Annotated in this window: 16 protein-coding genes; 6 read left to right on the plus strand and 10 right to left on the minus strand. The window is 73.2% G+C overall.

Going from position 1 to position 16,762, the window contains the following annotated elements; all coding sequences use genetic code 11:
* Positions 1-2 precede the first annotated feature (2 nt).
* From ABZS66_RS02225 to ABZS66_RS02240, 4 genes are read right to left on the minus strand one after another with little or no spacing between them, the layout of a single operon-like run.
* Positions 3-287, minus strand: coding sequence for a chaperone modulator CbpM (locus tag ABZS66_RS02225; protein ID WP_354754277.1), 285 nt, complete (start codon positions 285-287; stop codon positions 3-5).
* A complete protein-coding gene (locus tag ABZS66_RS02230; protein ID WP_354754279.1) occupies positions 284-1,135 on the minus strand; it encodes a DnaJ C-terminal domain-containing protein in 852 nt (283 codons plus the stop codon). Before ABZS66_RS02230 ends, ABZS66_RS02225 begins: the two co-directional genes overlap by 4 nt.
* Before the next feature lie 53 nt (positions 1,136-1,188).
* Entirely contained in the window at positions 1,189-3,042 is a 1,854-nt protein-coding gene (dnaK, locus tag ABZS66_RS02235) for a molecular chaperone DnaK (RefSeq protein ID WP_354754280.1), read from the minus strand.
* A gap of 37 nt (positions 3,043-3,079) precedes the next feature.
* The gene (locus ABZS66_RS02240) at positions 3,080-3,631 is read right to left on the minus strand and encodes an Hsp20/alpha crystallin family protein (RefSeq protein WP_354754282.1); all 552 of its coding nucleotides are present in this window, start codon (positions 3,629-3,631) and stop codon (positions 3,080-3,082) included.
* Positions 3,632-3,791: 160 nt separating this feature from the next.
* Between ABZS66_RS02240 and ABZS66_RS02245 the strand changes: the two genes are divergently transcribed.
* Entirely contained in the window at positions 3,792-4,187 is a 396-nt protein-coding gene (locus ABZS66_RS02245; protein ID WP_354754284.1) for a DUF2267 domain-containing protein, read from the plus strand.
* Positions 4,188-4,194: 7 nt separating this feature from the next.
* Here ABZS66_RS02245 and ABZS66_RS02250 read toward each other — a convergent pair whose 3' ends face one another.
* Complete coding sequence (locus ABZS66_RS02250; protein WP_354754286.1) at positions 4,195-4,836, minus strand: GntR family transcriptional regulator; 642 nt, start codon at positions 4,834-4,836, stop codon at positions 4,195-4,197.
* A 115-nt stretch (positions 4,837-4,951) separates the two neighbouring features.
* Between ABZS66_RS02250 and ABZS66_RS02255 the strand changes: the two genes are divergently transcribed.
* Positions 4,952-5,605, plus strand: coding sequence for a hypothetical protein (locus ABZS66_RS02255; RefSeq protein WP_354754288.1), 654 nt, complete (start codon positions 4,952-4,954; stop codon positions 5,603-5,605).
* Positions 5,606-5,842: 237 nt separating this feature from the next.
* Here ABZS66_RS02255 and ABZS66_RS02260 read toward each other — a convergent pair whose 3' ends face one another.
* Genes ABZS66_RS02260 through aceB form a run of 4 tightly spaced genes read right to left on the minus strand, consistent with a single transcriptional unit; the run spans position 5,843 to position 11,299 of the window.
* Positions 5,843-7,090 (minus strand): heterodisulfide reductase-related iron-sulfur binding cluster, encoded by a 1,248-nt coding sequence (locus ABZS66_RS02260; RefSeq protein ID WP_354754290.1) that lies wholly within the window; start codon positions 7,088-7,090, stop codon positions 5,843-5,845.
* Positions 7,090-8,283, minus strand: a complete 1,194-nt coding sequence (locus ABZS66_RS02265; protein WP_354754292.1) for an FAD-binding oxidoreductase — start codon at positions 8,281-8,283, stop codon at positions 7,090-7,092. The genes ABZS66_RS02260 and ABZS66_RS02265 overlap by 1 nt, the downstream gene beginning before the upstream one ends.
* A gap of 2 nt (positions 8,284-8,285) precedes the next feature.
* Positions 8,286-9,743 carry an FAD-linked oxidase C-terminal domain-containing protein gene (locus tag ABZS66_RS02270; RefSeq protein WP_354754294.1) on the minus strand — a complete coding sequence of 486 codons (1,458 nt, stop codon included), beginning with the start codon at positions 9,741-9,743 and terminating at the stop codon, positions 8,286-8,288.
* Positions 9,740-11,299: a malate synthase A gene (gene aceB, locus ABZS66_RS02275; RefSeq protein WP_354754296.1), complete on the minus strand. Its 1,560-nt coding sequence runs from the start codon at positions 11,297-11,299 to the stop codon at positions 9,740-9,742. The genes ABZS66_RS02270 and aceB overlap by 4 nt, the downstream gene beginning before the upstream one ends.
* 139 nt (positions 11,300-11,438) lie before the next feature.
* Here aceB and ABZS66_RS02280 point away from each other — a divergent pair, with 139 nt between their 5' ends.
* Together ABZS66_RS02280 and ABZS66_RS02285 are read left to right on the plus strand one after the other, a co-directional pair.
* Positions 11,439-12,449 carry an FKBP-type peptidyl-prolyl cis-trans isomerase gene (locus tag ABZS66_RS02280; protein ID WP_354754298.1) on the plus strand — a complete coding sequence of 337 codons (1,011 nt, stop codon included), beginning with the start codon at positions 11,439-11,441 and terminating at the stop codon, positions 12,447-12,449.
* 21 nt (positions 12,450-12,470) lie between these two features.
* On the plus strand, positions 12,471-13,259 hold the full coding sequence (locus tag ABZS66_RS02285) for an SDR family NAD(P)-dependent oxidoreductase (RefSeq protein ID WP_354754299.1): 789 nt from the start codon (positions 12,471-12,473) through the stop codon (positions 13,257-13,259).
* On the opposite strand, the gene ABZS66_RS02290 is transcribed toward ABZS66_RS02285, so the two are convergent.
* A complete protein-coding gene (locus ABZS66_RS02290; RefSeq protein WP_354754301.1) occupies positions 13,245-14,429 on the minus strand; it encodes a hypothetical protein in 1,185 nt (394 codons plus the stop codon). The genes ABZS66_RS02285 and ABZS66_RS02290 overlap by 15 nt on opposite strands.
* A 65-nt stretch (positions 14,430-14,494) precedes the next feature.
* Here ABZS66_RS02290 and ABZS66_RS02295 point away from each other — a divergent pair, with 65 nt between their 5' ends.
* On the plus strand, positions 14,495-16,264 hold the full coding sequence (locus ABZS66_RS02295; RefSeq protein WP_354754302.1) for a thiamine pyrophosphate-dependent enzyme: 1,770 nt from the start codon (positions 14,495-14,497) through the stop codon (positions 16,262-16,264).
* 10 nt (positions 16,265-16,274) lie between these two features.
* Positions 16,275-16,532, plus strand: a complete 258-nt coding sequence (locus tag ABZS66_RS02300) for a hypothetical protein (RefSeq protein ID WP_354754304.1) — start codon at positions 16,275-16,277, stop codon at positions 16,530-16,532.
* Positions 16,533-16,762 lie beyond the last annotated feature (230 nt).

The raw sequence follows: 16,762 nt of genomic DNA on the forward strand, positions 1-16,762 counted from the left end.
CTTCACGCTCGCCGCAGGCGGTCCTCCAGCTCGTCGATGCGGTCGAGCAGGTCGAGGACCACGCCGACGGCGGCGTAGTTCAGGGGCAGCCCGTCGTGCAGCCGCCGGATGCGGGCGACCGTGTGCAGCTCCCGGGCCGGGAACCAGCGGTTGCCGCGGGCGTCGACGACGGGTTCGATGAGGCCGAGCGTGACCAGCCGGTCGACGAGCTCGGGGTGCAGGCCGGCCGCGGTCGCGAAGCTGTCGAGGGTGAGGTACGTCGGGCGTACCAGCGCGTAGGTCGTCATGGCGTGTCCCTCGTGCCGCGGGGGTCGAACGTCGACGCCGCGGCCAGCTCCTCGAACAGGCGCCGTTCGCGCTTCGACAGCCGCGCCGGTGCCACGATGCGTACCTCGGCGAACAGGTCGCCGGCGACCCCCCGCGGATGCGGCAGGCCCTTCCCGCGCAGCCGCAGCCGCCGCCCCGACGACGACCCGGGCGGCACGTCCACCTGGACGTCGCCGGCGGGCGTGCCGACCGGGACGGCCGCACCGAGCGCGGCCTCCCACGGGCTCACCGGCAGATCGACCATCACGTCGCGGCCCTCCACCTTGTAGCGCGGGTGAGGCGCGAGCCGCGCCACGAGGTACAGGTCGCCGGGCGGCCCGCCCCGCGACCCGGCGGCGCCCTGGCCGGCCAGCCGGATGCGCTGGCCGTCGACGACGCCGGGCGGGATGTTCACGCCGTACTGGCGCGGCCGCCCGGCCGGCCCCGGCAGCGTGATCCGGCGGCGCCCGCCGAGGTAGGCCTGCTCGACGCTGATCGTGAGCTCCGCCTCGGTGTCGACGCCGGGGCTGCCGCCGAAGCCGGTGAACCCGCCGCCGAAGAGGCTGCCGACGAGGTTGTCCAGGTCGAGGTCCACGGTGGCCGGGGGCACGGGCCGGGTCTCCCGGTCGTACCGGCGGCGGTGCGCCGGGTCCGACAGCACGTGGTACGCCTCGGTGATCTCCTTGAACCGGTCCTCCGCCCCGGGTTCCCGGTTCACGTCCGGGTGGTGGCGGCGGGCGAGGGTGCGGTAGGCGTGCTGGATCTCGGCCGGGCCGGCGGTGCGCGGCACGCCGAGCACCGCGTAGTGGTCACGGATGTCAACCGGCATGGACGGACCTCCTGAGGCTGACGCCCGGGGCGCCGCAGCGCCCCGGGCGGGTGTCAACCGGTGCTGAAGTCGGCGTCGATGACGTCCTCAGCGGCAGAGGTGGACTCGGTGGAGGCGGCAGCGGGACTCAGGGCGTAGAGCTGCTGCCGCAGGTCCTCGGTGAGCTGCCGCACCCGTTCCAGCGGCGCCTGCTCCTTCAGCGCCTGCCGGGCCTCCTCGACGAGCATCTGGGCGCGGGCCCGCTGGTGCTCCTGGACCTGCTCGCCGAGCTCGCCGAGGCGCCGCTCGACCTGGTAGGCGGCGCTGTCCAGCTCGTTGCGGGCGTCGATGGCGCGGCGCGCCTCGGCGTCCTGCGTGCGGTACTGCTCGGCCTCCCGGACCAGCCGGTCGACCTCGCTCGTGTCGAGCGTGCCGCTCTCCGTGATGGTGATCTTCTGCTCGGCGTTGGTGTCCTTGTCCTTCGCCGAGACGTTGAGGATGCCGTTGGCGTCGATGTCGTACGTGACCTCGATCTGCGGCGTCCCCCGCGGCGCCGGGCGGATGTTCTCCAGCCGCATCCGGCCGAGCACCCGGTTGTCCGCGGCCTTCTCCCGCTCGCCCTGGAGCACCACCACGTCGACGGCGGGCTGGTTGTCCTCGGCGGTGGAGAACACCTCGCTGCGCCGGGTCGGGATCGTCGTGTTGCGCTCGATCACCTTCGTCATGAGGCCGCCGAGCGTCTCCACGCCGAGCGACAGCGGCGTGACGTCGAGCAGGACCACGTCCTGCACGTCGCCCTTGAGCACTCCGGCCTGGATCGCCGCGCCGAGCGCGACCACCTCGTCGGGGTTGACGGTCATGTTCGGCTCCTTGCCGCCGGTGAGCCGCCGCACGAGCGCCTGCACCGCCGGCATGCGGGTCGCCCCGCCGACCAGGATGACCTCGTCGAGGTCGGCGTCCTTGACCCCGGCGTCGGACATCGCCTGCCGGACCGGGCCGTTGGTCCGCTCCAGCAGGTCGTGCGTCAGCTCCTCGAACTGGGCCCGGGTCACGGTCGCCGTGAGGTGCTTCGGCCCGTTCGCGTCGGCGGTGATGAACGGCAGGTTCACCTGGGTCTGGCTGACCGACGACAGCTCGATCTTGGCCCGCTCGGCGGCCTCGGTGAGCCGCTGCAGGGCCTGCGGGTCGCTGCGCAGGTCAATACCCTGCTCCCGCTTGAACTCGTCGGCCAGGAAGTCGACGAGCCGGTGGTCGAAGTTGTCGCCGCCGAGGTGGGTGTCGCCGGCCGTGGCGCGCACCTCCACGACGCCGTCGCCGACGTCGAGGATGCTCACGTCGAACGTGCCGCCGCCGAGGTCGAAGACGAGCACCGTCTCGTGCCCCTTCTTGTCCAGCCCGTAGGCCAGCGCCGCCGCGGTCGGCTCGTTGATGATCCGCAGGACCTCCAGGCCGGCGATCCGGCCGGCGTCCTTGGTCGCCTGCCGCTGGGCGTCGTTGAAGTACGCCGGGACGGTGATGACCGCCTCGGTGACCTTCTCGCCGAGGTACTTCGACGCGTCGTCCGCCAACTTCCGCAGCACCTGCGCCGACACCTCCTCGGGCGACAGGTGCTTCCCGCGTACCTCGAAGCGCACCATCCCGTCGGGGCCCTCGACGACGTTGTAGGTGACGGTGCGGTTCTCCTCCTCGACCTCGCCGAACCGGCGGCCCATGAACCGCTTCGCCGAGTAGATGGTGCCCTTCGGGTTGAGCACCGCCTGGCGACGGGCGAGCTGGCCGACGAGGCGCTCGCCGGTCTCCGTGTACGCGACCACCGACGGGGTGGTCCGCGACCCCTCCGCGTTGGGCACGACCGTCGGGTGGCCGCCCTCGAACGCGGCGATCACCGAGTTCGTCGTGCCGAGATCGATGCCGACAGCCCTTGGCATGTGCCGTCCTCTCGTCCGTGCGTGTTCAGGTGTGTGGTCAGGTCATCGAGCTGCGGCCCACCTGGCCCGTGCTACCGGTGCCGGTGGTGCCGGCGGCCCGCTGGCTGGCCGGGCCGGGGCGGGACTGCCCCTCCTTCATCTGCTTCGCCTGCGCCGCCGGGGTCTCCCCGGCCGGCGGCTCCTGCCTGGGTTCGCGCGCGATCGCCTTGCGGGTCTGCACCTCGATCCGCCGGGCCCGGGCGCCGCGCGCCTTCGGCGCCCGGATCGCCAGCACGCCGCTGTCGAGGTCGGCCTCGACGCCGTCCGCGTCGATCTCGCCCGGGAGGGCGACGAGGTACTCGAACTCGCCCTGCTTGCGGGACTGGTGCCGCAGCAGGCCGGTGCGCCGCCGCTCACGGAACACGCCGGTCACCCGGATCTCGTTGTCCCGCAGCTCGATGTTCAGGTCGTCGGCGTTCGCGCCCGGCAGGTCGAGGTCGATGATGAAGGCGTCGTCGGTCTCCTCGACATCGGCGGGCACGCTGCCGCCGGATGCCGGGAACATGGCGGCGAGGGGCTGCCGATGGGGGCGGCTGACCAGGAGTGTCATCGGGGATCTCCCAACGATGAGACGGCCGGTGTACCAGGCCATGCTGGAAGCCCCAGGGGTGACACGGTCCCACCCGTTCCGGATGAGCGGATCCGGGGCTCCGACAGCCGTCCCCGCTGAGTGATGGCCGCTCACCTGCGCGCCCGGCAGCGTTCGCCGCATGTACGAAGACGTGTTCATCGCGGAGGTACGTGAGAAGGCCGGGCTCGCCGATGACCGGGAGGCCCGCCAGGCGGTGCGCGGAGTGCTGCACGCGCTGGCCAACCGGCTGCCCGACGGGTGGGTGCACCACCTCGCCGCGGAACTGCCGCCGACGCTCTCCGAGCCCCTCTGGTCCTTCCAGCACCTGTACGACCAGGAGGTCCACCTGGACTTCCTGGCCGACGTGGCGGCCCGCGCCAAGGTGCCGCCGGAGGAGGCGGCCCGCGTCGCGCGGGCCGTGTTCGCCACGGTGGCGAGCGCGTGTGACCCGGCCCTGCTGCGGCGGATCTACCAGCCGCTGACCAGCGACATCCTGGCGCTGACCGAGCCGGCCGGGGCACTGCTGCCCGTCTGAGGACGACCTACTGGATGTACGACCGCGCGCCGTGTTCGTCGAGGGCGGCCAGGACCGCCGACGGGTCGCGGCGCGCGACGGCCTCGAAGAGACGCTCGTGCCGGTGCACGCCGTCGTGCGCCGGCGCCACCTCGGCCTCGCGCCGCAGGTTGAGCGCCATGTACAGCTGGATCTTCACCAGCACCGCCTCGTAGACGAGGACAAGCTGCCGGTTGCCGGCCAGCGCGACCACCGCGACGTGCAGTTCCCGGTGTGCGGTCGCCATGTCGTAGCGGTCGCCGCGGGCGTCGGACTCCTGCATCGCCTTCATCGCCGCCGCGACGCCGGACAGGTCGGCATCGGGCGGCGTCGTTGTCACCGCGTGCCGCTCCAGGACGTCGCGCACCGCGTAGAGCTCCTGGATGTCGACGTCCGAGAGGGTCGCCACCCGCACCCCGCGCCGCGGCACGTGCTCGACCAGCCCCTGCTGGGCCAGCAGCCGCATCGCCTCGCGCAGCGGGGCCCGGCTGATCCCGAACCGGCGCGTGAGCTGCTCCTCGACCAGGCGCTCGCCCGGGTCGGCGCCGCCGCCGAGGATCTCCCGGCTCAGCCGGGACACCGCCAGCTCGACCAGGCTCGCGCTGGCCAGCTCCTCGGACTCGGACCTCATCGGACCAGTGTGGCAGACGTGGTACCTGGGGCCGGTCGACGGCGATCAACCGGTGCCCCCGGACTGGCCGTCCGGGGGCAGAAAAGTGTCGCGCGGGGGCGGTAGCCTGCTGGGCATGACGCAGCCACCGTATGGACAAGACCCATACGCAGCGAACCCGTATGGCCAGCCGAGTCCCTACGGGCAGCAGCAGCCGTCGCCGTATGGGCAGCAGCCGCAGTACGGGCAACAGCCACAGTACGGGCAGCCGGCGCTGCCCGCGGCCCAGCCGCCGATGTCGGCGCCGCCCGCCTCAGGCCCGCCCGGCTCCGGCCCGCCGTATACGCCGACGTACCAGCTCCCGGTCTCCGGCGTCCCGACCTCGGGCGGCTACGACCCCTACGGCCAACCCGTCTACGGGCAGCCGGCCTACGGGGTTCCCATGGCCGTCGGCGTGCCGGCCTACGACCCGGTGACCGGCCAGCCCTACTCCGACAAGAACAAGCTCGTGGCGGGCCTGCTCCAGCTCCTGCCCGGCCTGCTGTTCGCGCTGGGCGGCATCGGCCGGCTCTACGCCGGCAACATCGCCCTCGGCGTGACCCAGCTGAGCCTGAGCATCGTCGTCGGCTGGGGCGGCTTCATCTGCGGCTTCTTCCTCTGGTTCATCTTCCTCGGGTTCATCCCGTGGATCATCACCGGCGGCCTGTGGCTGTGGTTCATCATCGACGGCATCATGATGCTCGCCGGCCGCCCGGTCGACGGCCAGGGCCGCCCGCTGCGCCCCAACTGATCCGGCGTCGCGTCGTCGGGCGTCACCGGCCCCGTCGGCGATGCACCAGCATCTCCGACGGGCCGAGGAACCGGTGCCCGACCACGCACCGCAGATGAACGTGCTCGACCGGCCCGTCGGTGCTGGCGACCCGCCCCTGCGGGCGTGAGGTCGCCGGCAACCCGCACTCGGGACAGTCCACCAGCTTCGTCGTCATACCCCGGTGCACGCCGCCACGGGCGCGGCGGCTCACCACCGTCATGAACCCGACCGCGGCAGGTTGACCCCGCGGATCGAGGCGTCCAGCACCTCGGCCGTGTGCGCCAGGCGGAGCGTGGTGCCCGCCCGGGACAGGCCCGAGGCGATCTGCATCAGGCAGCCCGGGTTGGCCGTCACCAGCACCTCGGCGCCGGTGGACAGGACGTTCGTGGCCTTGCGGGTGGCCAGTTCGGAGGCCGGGCCCGGGTTCAGGATGTTCCAGATGCCGGCCGAGCCGCAGCAGATCTCCGCCTCCGGGATCTCGTGCAGGACCAGCTCCGGGATCTCGGCGAGCAGGCGGCGGGGCTGGGCGCGCACGCCCTGGGCGTGGCCCAGGTGGCACGCGTCGTGGTAGGCGATCCGCAGCCGCAGGGGGTGGCGCGGGGCGGCCGGGCCCAGCTCGACCAGCACCTCCGACAGGTCCCGGACGCGCAGCGACAGCGCCGCCGCGCGGGAGTCGTCCGGCAGCAGCTCGCCGAGCTCCTTCAGCGATGAGCCGCAGCCGGCCGCGTTCACCACCAGGTAGTCGACGTCGGTCGCGGTGAACGTGTCGACCAGGGCGCGCGCGAAGCGCCGGGCCTCCTCCTGACGTCCACTGTGGACGCTCAGGGCGCCGCAGCAGCCCTGGCCCGGCGGTACCACCACCTCACAGCCTTCGGCCGCGAGCACGCGGGCCGTCGCGGCGTTCACCCCGGGGAAGAACGCGTGCTGGACGCAGCCGGTCAGCAGGGCGACCCGGGCGCGGCGCGGGCCGACCGGCGGGATCAGCGCGGGGAGCGGCAGGCTCCGGCGCACCGGCGGGGCCAGGTCGGCCAGCGTGGCCAGGGCGGCGGGCAGCACGCTCCGGAAGGGGCGGCCCAGCAGCTGATAGGCCCGCAGCGGCGCCTTCGCGAGCGCGAGCCGGGAGCGGTACGGGAACAGGGCGAAGATCGCCTCGCGCAGCAGCCGGTCGGCCCGGCCGCGCGGGACCGCCTCCTCGACCTGGACGCGGGTCTGCTCGATGAGCGTGTCGTACCGCACGCCCGACGGGCAGGCGGTCACGCAGGCCATGCAGCCCAGGCAGGCGTCGAAGTGGCCGGCCATCGTCGGGGTGAGCGGCTCGCCCTGCGACTGCTGGAGCATGAGCTGGATGCGGCCGCGCGGCGAGTCCATCTCCTCGCCCCACAGCACGTACGTCGGGCAGGTCGGCAGGCAGAACCCACAGTGGACGCAGTCACTGATCAGCTCGTCACGGGTCCGGTCGGTCATCAGATGCCACCCACGAAACGGCCGGGGGCGAGCGTGCCCGCCGGGTCGAACTGCTCCTTGACCCGGCGCATGAGGTCGAGGCCGTCGACGTGCCCCCACACGTCGACCCGGCCGCGGACCGCCGGGGGCGCGGTCAGCACCACGCAGTGGCCGGCGCCGGCCCGGGTGGCGGCGCGCAGGTCGCTCACCACGCCGGCGACGACGCCCGGGTCGGTGCCGCCGGGCAGGCCCGCGTAGAGGACGCCGGTGCCGGCCGAGCCGCGCACCTGCAGCGGCGCGTCGTGCAGCTGGGCGGTGACGCCGGCCGCGGTCAGCAGGTACGGCACCCGGGACAGCGCCGTCGTGAGCTTGATGCCGACGTCGCCCGGCCCCCAGGGGTACCGCCCCCAGCCCGCCGGCGGCGACTCCTCCGCCGTGGCGCCGTCGCCGAGCAGCTTGGCGAGGTCGGCCGCGCGCCGGTCGACGCCGGCCGGCACGCCCTCGACCAGCGCGGTCACGGTCATGGGGGCGGTGTCGACCTCCAGCGCGCTCGGCACCACCTGCGCGCCGAGGACCGCCGACAGGGCCCGCCCGGCCTCGTCCGGCCCGTCGACGGGCACCGACACGAAGCGGCGGGCGGCCGGCAGCGGATGGAGGCGGAAGGCGCACTCGGTGATCACGCCGAGCGTGCCGTACGAACCGGCGACCAGCTTGCCGAGGTCGTAGCCGGCGACGTTCTTGACCACCTTGCCGCCGGCCCGGGCGACGACCCCGTCGGCGCGGACCACCGTGACCCCGATGAGCAGGTCGCGGACGGTGCCGTACAGCATGCGCCGCGGTCCGGACGCGTTCACCGCCACCGTGCCCCCGACGGTCGCGCCGGGCAGCGGCTCGTCGAGCGCCAGCTGCTGGCCGGCGGAGCGCAGCGCCTCCTGCACCTGGTGCAGCGGCGTGCCCGCCCGCACCACGGCGACCAGGTCGCCGGCGGCGTGCTCGACGAGGCCGGTCAGCTCGCCGGTCTCCAGGATCAGGTCGAGCCGGTGCGGGGGCAGCGCCCAGTCCTGGCGGGTGCCGCCGCCGCGCACCACGAGGGCGAGCCCGTCGGCCGCGGCACCCCGCACCACGTCGGCGACCTCCGCCAGCGACGCCGGCGTCGCCACGGCGGCGGCCGGCACGCCGGCGATCTCCCCACCGGCGTCCGCAACTGCTGTCATGCTCAGAACACCTCCGCGACGCCGGCCTCCTGGAGCGGGTGCGGTCCCCTGCGCCGGCCAGGGACCTCGCCGCACAGCCGCGGGGTGGGGAACACCTTGCCCGGGTTCGCCAGCCCCCGCGGGTCGAACGCGCACCGCACCAGCTGCATCGTGTCGAGGTCGTCCTCGGAGTACATGCGTGGCAGGTGCTTTGCCTTGTCCACACCGACGCCGTGCTCGCCGGTGATCGAGCCGCCGTGCTCGACACAGATGTCGAGGATCGCGCCGGAGACGGTCTCGGCCCGCTCGGCCTGGCCGGCGACCGCCTCGTCGAACAGCACGAGCGGGTGCAGGTTGCCGTCGCCGGCGTGGAACACGTTGGCCACCCGGACCCCGTGCTCGGCGGCGAGCTCGCCGATGCGGGTCAGCACCTGCGGCAGCGCGGTGCGCGGGATGACCCCGTCCTGCACGATGTAGTCCGGGCTGATCCGGCCGACGGCCGCGAACGCCGACTTGCGCCCCTTCCAGAACAGCGCCCGCTCGGCGTCGTCGGCCGCGATGCGGATCTCGAAGGCGCCGCTCGCCCGGCAGAACCCCTCGACCGCGTCGAACTGCGCCGCCACCTCGGCGGCGGGCCCGTCGAGCTCGACGATGAGCACCGCGCCGGCGCCCTCCGGGTAGCCGCAGTGGACGGCCGCCTCCGCCGCCTCGATCGCCAGGGCGTCCATCATCTCGACCGCGGCGGGCACCACGCCCGCGGCGATGATCGCGGAGGTGGCCGCGCCGGCGTCGTCGGTGCCGTGGAACGCGGCCAGCAGCGTGCTGACCGTCTCCGGCAGGCGCACCAGCCGTACCGTCACCTCCGTCGCGATGCCCAGCGTGCCCTCCGAACCGACGAACGCGCCCAGCAGGTCGTAGCCCGGTGCGTCCGGGGCCCGCCCGCCGAGCCGCACCAGCTCCCCGTCGGGCGTGACGATCTGCGCACCGGTGACGTGGTTGGTGGTGAAGCCGTACTTCAGGCAGTGCGCACCGCCCGAGTTCTCCGCCACGTTCCCGCCGATCGAGCAGATCTGCTGGCTGGAGGGGTCGGGCGCGTAGTAGTAGCCGTGCGGGTTGGCGGCCCGGCTGACCTGGAGGTTGATCACGCCCGGCTCGACCACGGCCCGCTCGTCCTGCGGCGCGACCTCGACGATCGAGCGCAGCTGCGAGGTCACGATCAGCGCGCCCTCGGCATGCGGCAGCGCACCGCCGGACAGGCCGGTGCCGGAGCCGCGGGCCACGAACGGCACCCCGGCCGCGGCGCACGCCCGCACCGTGAACGCGCACTCCTCCGCGGTGCGTGGCAGCACCACGATCCCGGGGATCACCCGGTAGTGGGTCAGCCCGTCGCACTCGTAGGTCCGCAGCTGCTGGCGGTCGGTGAGCACCTGGTCCGGCCGGAGCCGGGCGCGCAGCGCGACCGCCAGCGCATCGAGGCTCATGGCATCCGTTCGTACGCCGGCAAGGTCAGGAAGTCAACGAAGTCGTCCGCCACGGCCACCTCCATGAACAGCGCACGGGCCGCGGCGAGATCGCCGCCCAGCGTCGCGAGCTCCTCCTCGGCGACCCGTTCGACCAGTTCCCGGGTCACCGGCTCGCCCGTGTCGGCGAGCGTCACGTCGTTGTGCAGCCACTGCCACACCTGCGAGCGGGAGATCTCCGCCGTGGCGGCGTCCTCCATCATGTTGTTGATCGCGACGGCGCCGGTGCCCTTGAGCCAGGCGTCGAGGTACTGCACGCCGACGCTCACCGCGTTGCGCAGGCCGGCCTCGGTCTGCTGCCCCGGGGTGTCGCCGACGGCGAGCAGGTCGGCGGCGCCGACCTGCACCTCGTCGCGCCGCCGGTCGAGCTGGTTGTCCCGGTCGCCGAGGACGCCGTCGAAGATCTCCCGGCAGACCGGCACCAGGTCGGGGTGGGCCACCCAGGAGCCGTCGAAGCCGTCGCCCGCCTCGCGGGTCTTGTCGGCCGACACCTTCTCCAGCGCGACGCGGTTGACGTCCGGGTCGCGGCGGCTCGGGATGAACGCCGCCATGCCGCCGATCGCATGCGCGCCGCGCCGGTGGCAGGTGCTCACCAGCAGCTCGGTGTAGGCCCGCATGAACGGCACCGTCATCGTCACCGAGTTGCGGTCGGGCAGCAGGAAGTCCTTGCCCCGCATCCGGAACTTCTTGATGACGCTGAACATGTAGTCCCAGCGGCCGGCGTTGAGCCCGGCCGAGTGCTCGCGCAGCTCGTAGAGGATCTCGTCCATCTCGAACGCGGCCGGGAACGTCTCGATGAGCACCGTGGCCCGGATGGTGCCGAGCGGCCGGCCGAAGCGCTCCTCGGCGAACGTGAACACGTCGTTCCACAGGCGGGCCTCGAGGTGGGACTCCATCTTGGGCAGGTAGAAGTACGGCCGGGTGGCCAGGTGGTTGTGGAAGAAGTACAGCCCGAAGTCGACCAGCGAGCCGGACGCCCGCTCACCGTCGACCAGGATGTGCTTCTCGGGCAGGTGCCAGCCGCGGGGGCGCACCACGATCGTCGGCCGTGGGCCGTCCGTCAGCTCGTACCGCTTCCCCTCCGGCGAGGTGAAGGCGAGCGTCCCGGCGACCGCGTCGCGCAGGTTGAGCTGGCCCTGGACCACGTTCTCCCACAGTGGGGTGTTCGCGTCCTCGTGGTCGGCGAGCCACACCTTCGCGCCCGAGTTGAGCGCGTTGATCGTCATTTTCGCGTCGGTCGGCCCGGTGATCTCGACCCGCCGGTCGACCAGCCCCGGGGCCGGTTCGGCCACCGTCCAGTCGGCCTCGCGGATCTCGAGCGTCTCGGGCAGGAAGCCCAGTGTCCCGCCGGCGGCGAGGGCGGCTTCGCGCTCCTTGCGGGCCTCCAGCAGCTCCAGTCGGCGGTCGTTGAACTCCCGGTGCAGATCTGCCAGGAAACTCTGAGCCTCTTCGGTGAGGATCTCGGCGAAGCGTTCGGAGACCGGTCCGGTAATCTCGACGCCCGTAGCGTTGCCCATACCCTGACCTTAGGCCAATCCTCGAGGCCCCGGGGCGTGCCACATGGCGTGTGGTATGGGAAGCTCTGCCGAACCGTCATCGGGTCCATACTCAGGTCCATCGAAACGTCGGGCCGTCCAGCAGGGGAGTCGTCGAACTGTGAGCGATCGGGGCAGAAGCCGCCGCACTGCGAGGTCGACCAAGGCCACCCCGGCGAAGGCCGTGGCGCCGGAGCAGGAGACGCCGGAGGAGACCCCCGTCGAGACCCCCGGCGAAGCGCCCGTCGAGGAGACGGCGACCGCGGACCTCGGCGGCACGGCGGAGGAAGTTTCGTCCACGGAGTCGTCCGAGGAGGCGTCCACGGAGTCGTCCGAGGAGCCGTCCACGGAGTCGTCCGAGACCACGGACGAGCCCGCCGGGGATGCTTCCGGCGAGCCGGACGAAGGCGACAAGGCCGATGAGCCGGACGCATCGGACAAGAAGGTCAAGGCCGACGTCAAGAAGGGCAAGGGTGCGCCCCCGCCGCTGACCAAGGCCGACAAGCGCGCCGCCGCCCGCCTCGCCGCGAAGAAGGCCGCCAACCGCCGCCGGATCTTCCAGGGGGTCGCCGCCACGGTCATCGTCGCCGTGGTCGTCGGCGGTGCGTTCGCCGGCGTCTGGTACTTCGGCGACCGCGCCGAGGAGCGCAAGACCAAGTGCAAGCCGGCCGCCCAGGCCGCCTACCCGCCGCTGCTCGGCGGCTTCGACAAGCGGCTCGCGACCGAGCCGACCGTCGAGAAGGGCACCGGCGACGTCAAGAACACCCAGAAGACGGTCCTCATCGAGGGCCCGTGCAAGGCCGTCAAGGCGGGCCAGACGGTGACGGTCAACTACATCGGCGTGACCTACGTCGACGGCAAGATGTTCGACTCGTCCTGGGCGCAGAAGAAGACCGTCGACTTCGGTGTGGGCATGAAGCAGTCGGGCAAGCAGCAGCAGGTCATCACCGGCTGGGACGAGGCCCTGGTCGGCGTGAAGGTCGGCAGCCGGGTCCAGCTCGACATCCCGGCCAAGGACGCCTACGGCGAGACCCCGCCGCAGGGCGCCCCGGCCGGCACGCTCCGCTTCGTGGTCGACGTGCTCGACGCCAAGGACGCCGACGACACCGGCCTCGGCGGCCTCGGCGGCTGATCCGGAGGTAGCTTCGGACAGGTGCACGCTGTCCTGCTCACCGGCGCCACCGGCGGCCTCGGCCGCTGGCTGGCGCCGCGGCTCGGCGCCGCCGGGCTGACCGTCCTGCTGCACGGCCGCGACAAGGCCAGGGTCGACCGCGGGGTCGCCGAGGTCCACGCGGCCGGCGGCCGGGCCGAAGGGTTCGTGGCCGACCTGGCCAGCCTCGCCGAGATCGATGGGCTGGCCCAGGCGGTCGCCGGCCGCGACGACCTGACCGTCCTGGTCAACAACGCCGGCGTCGGGTTCGGCGCGCCCGGCGCCCCGCGGGAGCTGTCCGCCGACGGCTACGAGCTGCGCTGGGCGGTCAACCTGCTCGCTCCGGTCCACCTCACCCGGGCGCTGCTGCCGACCCTGCGGGCCAACGCGCACTCCAAGGTGGTCAACGTCGGCTCGCTCGGCCAGGCGCCGATCGACTTCACCGACCTCCAGCTGGAGCGGGAGTACGACGGGGTCACCGCCTACCGGCGGGCGAAGCTCGCCCTCGCCGTGTGGAGCTTCGAGCTCGCCGAGCACGAGGAGCGGCAGCGCACCGGCGTCTCGGTCAACTGCCTGCACCCGGCCACGTTCATGGACACCGGGATGGTCCGCGCGGCGGGCCGGCCGCCGGTGTCGACCGTCGACGAGGGCGGTGCGGCGACGCTGCGGCTGATCCTGGAGGAGCACGGCACTGGCGGCTTCTTCGACGGCACCGAGCCCGCACGGGCCCACCCCGACGCCTACGACCCCGTGGTGCGCGACCGGCTCCGCGCGGTGCTAGCCGGGTTCTGAGGCGAGCCGGCGCAGCCGCTCCACGACTCCCGGATGCGGCCATGAGCGCAGCCGGTACCGCTCGGGGCGCACGCCCGGCTCGGGCTCCAGGTCGACCTCGCGGGCCACGTCGTCCCACGCCACCGAGAAGGGCTCGGCGTCGTCGTCGGAGAAGGCCACGTAGTCGGCCCGGGGCAGCAGGGTGTCGACGCCCTCGGCCCAGCTCGCGACCGAGAACACGCGCCCGTCGCGCTCGGCCACGATCAGGTTCGCCACGAACGCGTCCGACTCCAGGTGGGCGCCCTGGGCCGCGTACTCGTTCGCGGCCAGCACGACCTCCGAGCGGTGCACCGCCGGGTACAGCGGGTCGCCGTCGGGCACCGCGTAGGGGACCACGGCGCCGGTGGCGTCGACGGTGTAGGCCATGGTCGAGATCGGGCGGGCGGCCTCGCGGTACTCCTCCTCGATGAGCTCGAAGAGCTTGCCGATGCCCTCGTCGTCGCGGGCCAGCACCACGCCGGTCGTGTCCGGCACGAACGCGACCGGGCGGCCGCCCAGGTGGCGCTCCTGCCCGGCCAGCCAGCCGTCGACGAGCAGGTGGGACGCCCAGTACGCATCGCCGGACTCCACCATCCGCACGATCGACGGCTGGTCGTCGCTCTCCGGGCGGGCGGTGCGCTCGGCGAGCTCGGCGAGGTTGGCGCGGGCCCGGTCGTAGACGGCGCGCTCGGTGACGCCCCAGGACGACAGCTGCGACTCGGTGACGTACATGATCGAGGTCGGCTGGTCGACGACCACGAACTCGGCGATGAACGGCAGCGCGGGCCGGCGCAGCGGGCGCGGCGCCCCGCCGGGCGTGCCCAGCCCGAACGACTCCGAGCGCAGCAGCGGCCGCAGCAGGTCGGCGACGTCCGCCCAGGTGTCCGGGGCGCCCGGGTTGAACACGACCGCCGCCAGGAACGCCGCGATCCGCTGGCGGCGCTCCTCGCGACCGGCGCCGGCGCACTCGCGGTACAGGTTGCCGAGATAGGCCAGCGACGGCGCGGCCGTCTTCGAGTCCCGCCGCAGCTGGATGGCGAACTGCTCGGGCAGGTAACGGGCCTCGGCGACGCCGGCGTCCCGCACGGCCGTCAGCACCCGGCGGGCGAACCGCTCGCGCGGCGACCCCAGCAACCTGTCCAGCAGCCCCATGTGGCTGCACGGTACCGGATCGGCCGGCGAGGTTTGGACCCGTCGCCACCGGCAAGCCGTGGGGTATGACGAAGCAGACCGTCGGCGAGGCGATCATCGCGAGGCTGGCCGACTGGGGGGTCGACACCGTGTTCGGGCTCCCCGGCGACGGCGTGAACGGCCTGATGGAGGGGCTGCGGCGCAATGCCCGCCGGGTCCGGTTCGTGCTCGTGCACCACGAGGAGTCCGCCGCGTTCATGGCGTGCGCCCACGCCAAGGCGACCGGTCGCCTCGGCGTGTGCCTGGCCACCTCCGGCCCGGGCGGCATCCACCTGGCCAACGGCCTCTACGACGCCAAACTGGACCACGCGCCGGTGCTGGCGATCACCGGGATGCAGGAGTCGAGCGTCCTCGGCACCGCCTACCAGCAGGAGGTCCACCTGGACCGGCTGTTCGAGGACGTGGCCGAGTACAACGAGCCGATCGTCAACCCGGCCCAGGTGCCCGCGCTCGTGGACATCGCGGTGCGCACCGCGCTGGCCCGCCGCGGCGTCGCCCACCTCACCATCCCCAACGACGTGCAGGTCGCCGCGGTCGGCGACAACCCGTACGAGGAGGTCGGCCCGGTCCGCGAGCCGGCGACCGCGCCGGTGTGGGTGAGCCCGCCGGTCCGCCCGGCCGACGACGACCTCCAGGCCGCCGCCGACCTGCTCAACGCGGGCGAGCGGGTGGCCATCCTGGCCGGGGCCGGCGCCATGCGGGCCGGCGCCCTGGTGGAGCTGACCGCCGACGTGCTCGGCGCGCCGATCGTCAAGTCGCTCATGGGCAAGGCCGCGGTCCCCGACGACTCGCCGTTCACCACCGGCGGGCTCGGGCTGCTGGGGACGGCCCCGAGCGAGGACCTGATGGACGAGTGCGACACCCTGCTCATGGTGGGGACGAACTTCCCGTACACGAAGTTCCTCCCCAAACCCGGACAGGCGCACGTCGTCCAGATCGACGCCGAGGCGACCCGGGTCGGCACCCGCATCCCGACCGACGTGCCGCTGGTGGGCGACGCCGGGGCCACCCTGGAGTCGCTGCTGCCGCGGTTGCGCCGGCGCGAGGATCGGCGATTTCTGCAGCGGTACCAGGACAAGATGAGCGACTGGCGGGAGCGCATGGCGGCGCTGGAGGACCCGGAGCGCGACCCGATCGCCCCGCAGTTCCTGGCCCGGGCCCTGGACCGGGCGGCCGCACAAGACGCGATCCTCTGCTGCGACTCCGGGACGGTCGCGACCTGGGCCGCGCGGCACTGGCAGGTGACCGGCCGGCGGGAGTTCTACCTGTCCGGCACGCTCGCCTCGATGGCGCCGGGCCTGCCCTACGCGATCGCCCTCCAGCACGAGTACCCCGCGCGCCAGTGCATCGCGTTCGTCGGCGACGGCGGATTCGCGATGCTGATGGCGGAGTTCCACACCGCCGCGCGGTACCGGCTGCCGATCAAGGTCGTCGTGAACAACAACAACGCGCTCGGCATGATCGTGTGGGAGCAGATGGTGCTCGGCTTCCCGGAGTACGGCGTACGCTTCGGCGACCCCACCCCGAACTACGCGGCCTGGGCCCGCGGCTGCGGCGGCTTCGGCGCGCAGGTGTCCCACCCGTCGCAGCTGCCGGGCGCGCTGGCCGAGGCCCTCGCCTTCGACGGGCCGGCGCTGGTCGACGTGGCGGTCGACGCCGATGAGCCGCCGATGCCGGCGAAGGTGACGTACCAGCAGGCGGTCCGCTTCGCCGAGGCGTTCCTGCGCGGGCAGCCGCACCGGGCGAGCATCGCCACCACGATCCTGAAGGACCGGATCACCCGGTTGAAGACCTGAGGGGCGAGCCATGCGGTCACAGCGGCGCAGCGCACGCGGCACGGTCGGGCACCCGTACAGCGCCCTGAACCTCCGGCTGGTCCTGGCCGTGTTCGGCTTCGTCACGAGCGCGATCCTGGGCATCCTGGCCTGGGCGGCGGGGCTGGAGTGGCTGGCGATCCTGCTGTTCGCGCTCGCCGCAACCGCGCTGGTCGACATGGTCGTCGTCGAACTGCGCCGCCGAGCCCGCCGCCGCGAGGGAGGCGGCCGCGGCTCACTGTTCGAGTAGCCCACCCCACCTGATGCATCACTTCTGATACATCACTTTTGATGCGTCAGTTCTGATGCATTACGCCAGACGCAGCAGTTTTGATACATCAACCTTGATGCATCAGAAGTGCTGCGTTGGCAGTGGGCGCTGGGCGCAGCCTCGCCGGCGGGCGCGGCGGGCGTGGCGGGCGTGGCTCACCCACTCGCTGGAGGTCGCCCAGATCGGCCGGGAGATGGGCGCCCGGCTCG

Origin of the sequence: Dactylosporangium sp. NPDC005572 (assembly GCF_040605515.1) — a bacterium.
Lineage (GTDB): Bacteria > Actinomycetota > Actinomycetes > Mycobacteriales > Micromonosporaceae > Dactylosporangium.